The sequence below is a fragment of the Robinsoniella sp. genome (genome assembly GCF_034124845.1).
This window is the reverse complement of the sequence record NZ_JAWYAJ010000150.1, coordinates 1-8,343: the sequence shown is the minus strand read 5'-3', so window position 1 is coordinate 8,343 and position 8,343 is coordinate 1. Positions and strand designations below refer to the sequence as shown.

General features: G+C 41.9%; 9 protein-coding genes. 1 reads left to right on the top strand and 8 read right to left on the bottom strand.

Annotation, left to right across the window (positions count from 1 at the left end; translation table 11 throughout):
* The coding region (locus ACH2DQ_RS07180) for a helix-turn-helix domain-containing protein (RefSeq protein ID WP_395026152.1) at positions 1-1,532 on the top strand (1,532 nt) is incomplete at its 5' end.
* 70 nt (positions 1,533-1,602) lie between these two features.
* On the opposite strand, the gene ACH2DQ_RS07175 is transcribed toward ACH2DQ_RS07180, so the two are convergent.
* The 8 genes from ACH2DQ_RS07175 to ACH2DQ_RS07140 form a co-directional block, all read right to left on the bottom strand.
* Entirely contained in the window at positions 1,603-2,295 is a 693-nt protein-coding gene (locus tag ACH2DQ_RS07175; protein ID WP_394915736.1) for a DinB family protein, read from the bottom strand.
* A gap of 100 nt (positions 2,296-2,395) precedes the next feature.
* Positions 2,396-3,289: an ABC transporter permease gene (locus ACH2DQ_RS07170; protein ID WP_394915735.1), complete on the bottom strand. Its 894-nt coding sequence runs from the start codon at positions 3,287-3,289 to the stop codon at positions 2,396-2,398.
* Positions 3,286-4,032 (bottom strand): ABC transporter ATP-binding protein, encoded by a 747-nt coding sequence (locus ACH2DQ_RS07165; RefSeq protein ID WP_394915734.1) that lies wholly within the window; start codon positions 4,030-4,032, stop codon positions 3,286-3,288. Before ACH2DQ_RS07165 ends, ACH2DQ_RS07170 begins: the two co-directional genes overlap by 4 nt.
* Positions 4,033-4,079: 47 nt before the next feature.
* On the bottom strand, positions 4,080-5,327 hold the full coding sequence (locus ACH2DQ_RS07160) for an MFS transporter (RefSeq protein ID WP_394915733.1): 1,248 nt from the start codon (positions 5,325-5,327) through the stop codon (positions 4,080-4,082).
* Between the two features lie 16 nt (positions 5,328-5,343).
* On the bottom strand, positions 5,344-5,631 hold the full coding sequence (locus tag ACH2DQ_RS07155) for an ArsR/SmtB family transcription factor (RefSeq protein ID WP_394915732.1): 288 nt from the start codon (positions 5,629-5,631) through the stop codon (positions 5,344-5,346).
* A gap of 165 nt (positions 5,632-5,796) precedes the next feature.
* Positions 5,797-7,023 carry an ROK family protein gene (locus ACH2DQ_RS07150; protein ID WP_394915731.1) on the bottom strand — a complete coding sequence of 409 codons (1,227 nt, stop codon included), beginning with the start codon at positions 7,021-7,023 and terminating at the stop codon, positions 5,797-5,799.
* Between the two features lie 178 nt (positions 7,024-7,201).
* Entirely contained in the window at positions 7,202-7,936 is a 735-nt protein-coding gene (locus tag ACH2DQ_RS07145; protein ID WP_394915730.1) for a carbohydrate ABC transporter permease, read from the bottom strand.
* A gap of 98 nt (positions 7,937-8,034) precedes the next feature.
* Positions 8,035-8,343, bottom strand: a 309-nt coding sequence (locus ACH2DQ_RS07140) for a carbohydrate ABC transporter permease (RefSeq protein WP_395026147.1), incomplete at its 5' end; no start/stop codon positions are given.

The following is an 8,343-nucleotide window of genomic DNA, read 5'->3' as shown; positions in this document are numbered from 1 at the left end:
TATTTGTAGCTGAAGACCAGCTTTTGATCCAAAAGGATTTATGCGCGAAGCTGAAAAAAGCTTCTGATGACATAGAAATTGTGGGGACCGCACTCAATGGTCAGGAAGCCTATGAGAAAATCACAGATCTGTCACCTGATATTCTCTTTACGGATATCCGTATGCCCATTGCATCCGGATTGGATTTGATCCAAAAATTAAAAGAAAATAATGTTCCTGTGTATACTGTCATCTTAAGCGGATATAAAGACTTTGAATATGCACGGCAGTCCATGAAGCTGGGGGTAGACGATTACCTGTTAAAGCCTGTCTCAGTGGAGGATTTGCACTACACGCTGGATACACTTTCGGAAAAAATCCAGACGTCAAAAAAAGAAAACAGACACACCATGTTGAATTCCCTGTTGCATAACTACAAAACCTCAGTCTCCACCCAGGAACTACAGGCACTGGGACAGGCTTTTTATTATGGAATCCTGATAAATGCAGGCTCCTGCTCCTCCCTGACACTGCATGATATTTATCCCTCGGAGGAAGCCCTTACCCAACTATCGGTGGCTGATTTGCAACATAAATACCTGGGGAACCACGATACCATTTATCTGTTGGACGGAGTTACCAGAAATGAAAAGTTTTTGCTGATTTCTCTGCAGCAAAATAACACTACGAAGATAAAGAATTTACTTTTGGGACTGATGGAGATCTTAAGGCCCTGCGGCTATCCGGTCACACTGTGTCTGAGTACGAAAACCTGTGATCTTTCCGATATCCGTAGCAAGCATACCCTGATGCGCACCCAGACAGCCAATCATCTGATATTCGGTCATTCCTCCATTCTCTATCAAAAAGATTTTCTGGAAAACGGAACGGAATTCCGTCACATCGTAGATGATTCCATGGAAAAGAAGTTTAAGCTGGACATCCAGAATAAGAATCTTCCTTCCTTTTTAAATCATCTAAAAAGCTTTTTATTACAATGCAGTAAAGAAAGGGTTACGCAAAAGCAGTTAGATGAGTGCCTGAAAAAGATTTTATATTATATATTCGATTACGCAGATCATAAATTATTTCATAACTACGCTCTGGAAATCGAAGAATATCTCTCCACCTCAAAGGGCTATACCGATCTGACCGATTCCCTGTTATTTTTATTTGAGCAGGCATGCAGGAATACATTATTGAATATAGAGATCAATTCAGACTCTTCGCATTTTATTGATAAAATAAAAGCCTATATCCACTCCCACTATTCCCAGGAAATCAATATAAACAATATTGCCACAAAATTTTCCATTACCCCTGCTTACCTGAGCAGAATTTTCAAGAAACAGGAAGGTATCCCTCCCATAGAATATTTAACAAAATACCGGATCGAGCAGGCGTGCCACTACTTTCTATCTTCTACCATGTCCATTCGTGAAGTGGCGGAACTATGTGGATATTCCAACCAGTTTTATTTTAGCAAAGCCTTTAAACAGATCATGGGGATCTCCCCTTCTGAGTACCGGATTAAGTATCAGGATATAAATTAGGGCATTTTGAAAATTGATTTCTGGCTCACTTTAAAAACAGCCTCAGGATTATTTCCTGAAGCTGTTGGCATTACTTCCCTGTCTTTCTTCCTCCACGGATCTTTTCCTTCCATTTGCAGCAATCATTCAGATGAAGCATAACATGTCTGGTTGGAGGCATTAATAACAGCCCCGCCATATCCTTTTTGCCCCAAAAATCCAGAAGCCATATAGAGTCCTCCTGTTGTGTAACGCCTCCCTCTGCCATAATCCTGTCTAACCCCTGCTTAGTAACCTTTCTTTTCATATCTTCAGCTGTTAGATTACTGGCAATCTGCCTGGTTCTTCTTCCTACTTCATTTCGGTAGTTTAGCAATTCGGGAATGTTCAGATTTTTGCTTAAGCTTATGATTTCATCATCTGACAGCGCATTTCCCGTATCAGTGATTGCTGTATTCAGCCTTTCTTTCCACTGATCATCAAAGACCTGATTTCCATCAGCAAGGAGTATATTCATGGTTAAATCCTCAATCCTGGCTATATGCCAGAAAACCCATGCAATTGTTTCATCCTTGCTGCAAGGCATCACAGCATATTCCTCCGCTTCCAGATCATTGACCAGTTCATCTACTTCATTGCATATTCCATCCGATACTTTCGATATGTGCAGCTTCCCATGGAGCTTCAGAAATAAATCCTTGGCCTGTTGAATCTTATCGGGCTTTCGAATCAAGCTGTTTAATTCTTTATGCATTTCACTCAATCCATCTCCAAAATACTTCATAACTTCCTCCTTATGTGTTTGATCCGGCATCATCTATGGTAATTGATGATGTAACCTGGATTATTTTTCCAGAACCAGAGTCAGCAAAATGGCACCTTGTTTATACTTTCCGTCTGGCTGTAACAGTCTTCTCATAGCTGCAAACCCACAAATAAAGCAGTATAACCGCCAACGCAAATATTAAGATGGACCATTGCTGCAATACGGAAAGAATCCGGTTTTTGTGTATGAGATCCACACCAAAATTCTGATATACTGCATCCAGAAACCCGGGCAGGTTCCCGGTATCGACCCATTTATTTGCCACGCTTATGTACTCCCGTCTGATGATACTGGTAAGCTGAGTGGGTGGGAACCACAGCAGCATGGATTTCATCCAGTCCGGATAGAAATAATAAGGCAGATAGGCACCAGCCAGAAAACCGATTACCGTTCCATAGAGGTTAGCAAAAGTAGAAAAGGTAGTGGTGCTTTTTAATTTGTTTGCAAAACACAGCAGGATTCCGGAATTTATGCAGGAGGAAAACATTGTAATCATGAGGACTTTCAGCTGTCTGCACAAAGGCTGGGTGCTTCCGTATTGATAAGTAAAAAAGACTTCGCCGCCCAATGCTGTCAGCAACGTAAACACACAGGAAACCAGCATACTGGTTAACCAATATCCGGACAAAATCAAAAATGGCGTAACGGGCGCTATCAGGAAGTCTTTACGGATACCGGTTCCCATGTCATTGACACAAATCTGAATAATACCGAAACACGTTGTGGTATTGATTACAATTAGAAGACCTGCAAACATCAACCGATCCGTGAGCTGCTGCACATAGTCAGGGCTGACCCCTGACTGACCCACCATATCCGTCAGAAAATCCCTGAGAAAAAACACGTACAGACTGACAACAACCGGAATGGAGGCAAAGGACAGGATAATGTTTAATTTATTGTTTAAGAATAAGGCTATATTTCTCTGTACCAGAAATCGCAAGCATCTCATAATGCCTCTCCTTTTAAGAGATGAAAATATATATCGTCAAGCCCCGGTGTTTTCAGGGTGTGTTTCCATTTTGCCTGAATCTCCTTAAGACTTCCGCAGGCTGCAATCCTGCCGTCTTTTAAAATGCATAGCGAATCTGCAAAAGAAGCTTCATCCAGATAATGTGTAGTGTAAAATATGGTCATCTGCAGCTGCTCCTTTAATTTCAGCAGCACATCCCAGACATTTTGCCTGGTAACCGGATCCAGACCGGTTGTGGGTTCATCCAGAATCAGCAGCCTTGGTTTAGAGATAAGCGCCCTGGCAATCTGTGCCAGTCTACGCTGTCCCCCGGAACATTCCCGGTATTTTTGATGCTGCATCTTTTCCATTTCCAGCAGTTGTATCAAGTCCATAATCTGCTTCTTTAATTCGCGGTCTTGTTTCCAGTATAACCCGCCTCTGTACCAGAGATTCTGATAAACCGTCAGATCATCATCCAGCACATCTTCCTGAAAAACCATACCGATTTTTCTTTTAATCTCGTTTTTATCTGTATCCATATCACTGCTGTCAATATAAATCTTTCCCTCTGTTTTGGCAAGAAGGGTTCCAATCATATTCATGGTTGTACTTTTCCCCGCTCCGTTTGGTCCTAAAAATGCCAGCACTTGTCCCTGTTTTACCTGGAATTCCAGAGACTTTACGATTTTCTTCCTTCCATACTCTTTGCAAAGCCCTTCTACCGCCAGACAATTTTCCATTTATGCCACCTCGCTTCTACCTATGGTATATGATAGAATCTAAGGTATTATTCATTCTCACTGCCTGTTTCTTTTGCGCCCCCGGCAGTTTCCTTATCGCAGTTGCGAATCGCCGGTATACACAGGCAGAGCGCAGCCGCGAGTAATGTCAGCGTGCCCGCCACCAGAAACCATTTTTCTACCCCGAATGCCTCTGCAAATACACCGGATAACGACAGCCCTACAGGTGAAGTGATCACCATGATGCTGCCGGAAAGTGACATCACTCTGCCCAAATACTTCGCTTCGAACTTGCTCTGCAGCAAGGGTGTATACATACCCCAGTAAAACGGCCCCGATACCCCCATCAGACAGGCAAATACTGTAAATGTGATAAAACCGTTAGGTGGAAGCATTCCGGATGCAAAAAGGCTTACACTCATTAACAAATATGAGCCAATAATAGTATAAACTCTGTTTTTTGTCCCGCCCCATCTGCCTAATATCAGAGAGCCGATCAGCAGTCCAATGGAAAATACAACTTCCGCAATGCTTGCATACGTACTGGTCCCTCCAAAATAAGACATACTCATTAAAGGGAAAAGCGCGCTGGTGGGCATCAATGCCAACGTATATAATGCGCTGATCATTACCAGACCCATCATCCCCTGATTCGTTCGTAAGATACGAAATCCATCCAGCATTTCCCGTATTACAGGAAGCTTTTCTGTCTCCTTGTTTCGCTTTAACTCCGGAATGTGGCTGATTACCAGTGTAAATACCGCAATCAAAGCTCCAATTACATCCAAAAAAATGATTCCACTCAAACTCCACATCTGGTAAAGCACAGCCGCCAACACAGGACTGAATATCTGGGAAACTGACTGCAGGGACTGGGAATACCCCGCGCAGCGTGTCAGCTGATCCGCCGGAACTATCTGTGGGGTAACCGCCTGGAGGCATGGCGTGTGAAAAGCAGATCCGATGGAGCGCACCAGCAAAACAGCTAAAATAACGCCTGTAGTAAGGAATCCAAACAACCCGGCAAGAACCAGGATAAAACTGGCAGCAGAAATCAGCAGATCTGAAATAATCATAATTTTCTTTCGCTGATAGCGGTCAATATACACCCCGATAAACGGTCCCAAAACTCCCTGTGGCAGAAATCCCATTAGCATTGCCGCGGAAAGTACCAGGGCAGACCCCGTAATATCTGTTAAATACCATACGATAGCAAACTGTAACACAGAACTGGAGAATTGGGAAACAGCCTGACCGGTCCAAATAGTAAAAAAATTCTTCTTCCATTGTTTCATATGATTGCTTAACCTCTTATTCTGAATACTCTGTCTTTGTCAATTCTCCAAGCAATGCTGCTGCTCTCACACTTCCTTGCCGGTCAATGGAATAATGCGTCCATTTTCCAACCCTTCTTCCGGAGACTATTCCGGAATCACATAAAATTTTCATATGATGTGACAGCGTTGACTGGCTGATCTTCAGTTCCTCCAGAAGCTTACATCCGCATTTTTCCCCACCCCGGAGCATTTCCAGGATCTGTAACCGGTTTTCATCACAAAAAGCTTTAAAAACTTTGGCTTCATTCTCATAATTCCCCATTAAAGCACCTCACATTCATTTTTATCGATATATCTAAAGTATAAACATCATATCGATAAATGTCAATGTGTTTTTTGATAAAAAACCAGGCGAGGTGTCGTGTCCCGGCCTGGTTTTTATTATTTTGATTTCGAAATATCTGAATTATGAATTCTCTTTTGACTTCTATTTTATCATTTCTTCTGCAAATCCAAATGTTTCCTGAAGTACCAGAGAGGCTGCACCAATTGCCCCCAGGTTTCTTCCAAACTCAGAGGCGATAATTTCAAGCCCTCTATAGTTTTGTTCGATAGAGTTCTCCTCTACCCGTTCTCTGAGGATACGGAAAAAAGGCTCTCCGATCCTGGCAAGTTCACCAAAAAATACAATCTTACGCGGAGCAAAGATATTTACCAGCATACTGAACGTATCCCCCAGGAAATCAGCTATCTGATACATCAGTCCCAGAGAATCCTCATGTCCTTTTAAAACAGAATCAACAAAAGTCCCGATGGTAATAGCACTTAAATCTCCATTCACCATTTCCACAATCTGATGAAAACGCCTGACCCGGATTCCATCCTGAATTTTACTGATAATCGCAAAATCGGAAACCTCTGAATTCAGACATCCATAACGACCGCAGGAACAAATCCTGCTTCCCCCTCTCACTTTTACATGCCCCAGTTCACCCGGAAACCCGGAATCACTGCTGACAGGAGTATTATTAATAATAGGCATCACTCTTGCTCCGGTACGGACGGAAACAAACAGCATATCCTCACATTTCCCATTATAAACCAGCCATTTATAAGCAAAGATCATGACATTTACATTGTTATCCATATAGCAGGGGATGTGGAATTCTTCCTCAATGATCTGTTTCAGCGGAATGTTGTCCCAATCTTTGAAATGATTATAGGATATAGCCACACCTTCTTTTTTATTGCTGTATCCCGGCACACCGATACCAATGCCAAGTACTTTATTCTTCTTCCCCTTCAGGTGATCCAGTGCCCTGTCTATATTTTTTTTCAGCATTTGGATTAAATCATCAGCTGAATTATACTTTTCGTCTATCTGCATCTCATGACTATATATGGTTTTTCCGGTAAAGTTTAATATAACACAATGCATCATACGCCCGTTAAATTCCAGTCCGATAAAATATCCTCCATCCGGATTTATGCGTAGCCACACGGGCTTTCTGCCAACTCTCGCCTCATCACATCTTTCTTCGTATATGAGTTCATCCCGGATCATTTCATCAATCGTACTAAGCACTGTTGTCATACTGTAAGCCGTTTGTTTTTTTACATCATATCTGGATACATCCTCCTGAAATCGTATAACGCTTAGCATCTTATTTCTCTGATAATATTTTCTGCTTTCCATTATCGATTCATTGCCCATATCTTTAAATTCTCCTTTTGGTAATTTATTAGAGAAAACTGCTTTCAACCTCAACATAGAATTGGCTGTTGGTGAAAGTTATTTGTTCATTCTATCCTTTAGTATAACATAAACATCTCCGTTTTTGTTTACTGCAATAAAATTTTCGTATTCTGTTTTCTGCTAATAAGGCAGCAGCTCAGCCCTTGACTGCTCCTGCTGTCAGTCCTTTTACAAACTGTCTCTGAACCAGGATATAAAATATCAGCATTGGAATCGTGATTATTGTCAGGGCTGCAAACAAGGTGCCTGGCTGGCTGAAATATGCACCGTTATACTGTTGCGCTACCAGCGGAAGTGTTTTTTTCGCCTCGTCTGTAAGCGTACACATTGCCAGGAAAAACTCATTCCAGGATGTAAGAAACTGCCAGATTACAATAACCACAATTCCCGGTTTTAATAGCGGACAAATGATCTGAAGAAATAAACGCGTGATCCCACATCCGTCTATGACTGCTGCTTCTTCTAACTCCTTCGGTATACCAATCATGAACCCCTGCAATATGGTAATCGCATAAGGAATCCCAAGAGCAGTATAAGGAAGAATCAGTCCCATATAATTATTAATCCATCCCAGTCGGCTGTTTAACTGAGTGAGGGGTACTACCAGACCAGCTAGCGGAACCATCAGCGTACACAGCAAAATATTGTATATAAGTATCTTTCCATGAACATTTTTTCTGGAGAATCCAAATACAGCCATAGAAGAACATATTGTGACCAACGCTACGGAACCTGCCGTCACTACCATACTTCCTAAAAAGTTGCGTGGAAGCTGAGGATTTTTAGCAAATACATTCTGATAATTTTTAAATGTAATATCTGAAATAAAAAGCTTAGGCAAGCCTATGGTATCGGGTGTTCTCAGCGACATACTTATCATAAAAATTAAAGGAACTAAAAAAATAAATGCAAAAAAAAATAGAATTGCGAACCAGCAAATCTGTCCCCGTCTATCTTTCCAAGACATCATCATTCATCCCCTTTCTTCATAAAATCGCCCGCTCCCAGCCCTTTTACCTGAATCACCGTCATAATCAGTGCGAAGAGCAAAGTTACCATAGAAAGTGCGGATGCATATCCCATTTTCTGATTGGTAAATCCCATCTGAAAAATATACGTTCCCGGCATTTCCGATGCATGGTTTGGTCCTCCTCCAGTCATGGTATAGATCAATCCAAATGTCTGCAGGGATCCGATGATCCCAAGCATCAGCAGAGATTTGTGGGTTGACGCCAGGGACGGAAAATAAATATATCGGATCTCTTTCCACCTTGTTGC

What these genes read in the sequence shown, in the direction of transcription:
- ACH2DQ_RS07175 (WP_394915736.1), bottom strand. Translation starts at nt 2,295, where the DNA reads ATGAAGTATTTTGGAGATGGATTGAGTGAAATGCATAAAGAATTAAAC.
- ACH2DQ_RS07170 (WP_394915735.1), bottom strand. Translation starts at nt 3,289, where the DNA reads ATGAGATGCTTGCGATTTCTGGTACAGAGAAATATAGCCTTATTCTTA.
- ACH2DQ_RS07165 (WP_394915734.1), bottom strand. Translation starts at nt 4,032, where the DNA reads ATGGAAAATTGTCTGGCGGTAGAAGGGCTTTGCAAAGAGTATGGAAGG.
- ACH2DQ_RS07160 (WP_394915733.1), bottom strand. Translation starts at nt 5,327, where the DNA reads ATGAAACAATGGAAGAAGAATTTTTTTACTATTTGGACCGGTCAGGCT.
- ACH2DQ_RS07155 (WP_394915732.1), bottom strand. Translation starts at nt 5,631, where the DNA reads ATGGGGAATTATGAGAATGAAGCCAAAGTTTTTAAAGCTTTTTGTGAT.
- ACH2DQ_RS07150 (WP_394915731.1), bottom strand. Translation starts at nt 7,023, where the DNA reads ATGGGCAATGAATCGATAATGGAAAGCAGAAAATATTATCAGAGAAAT.
- ACH2DQ_RS07145 (WP_394915730.1), bottom strand. Translation starts at nt 7,936, where the DNA reads ATGTCGCTGAGAACACCCGATACCATAGGCTTGCCTAAGCTTTTTATT.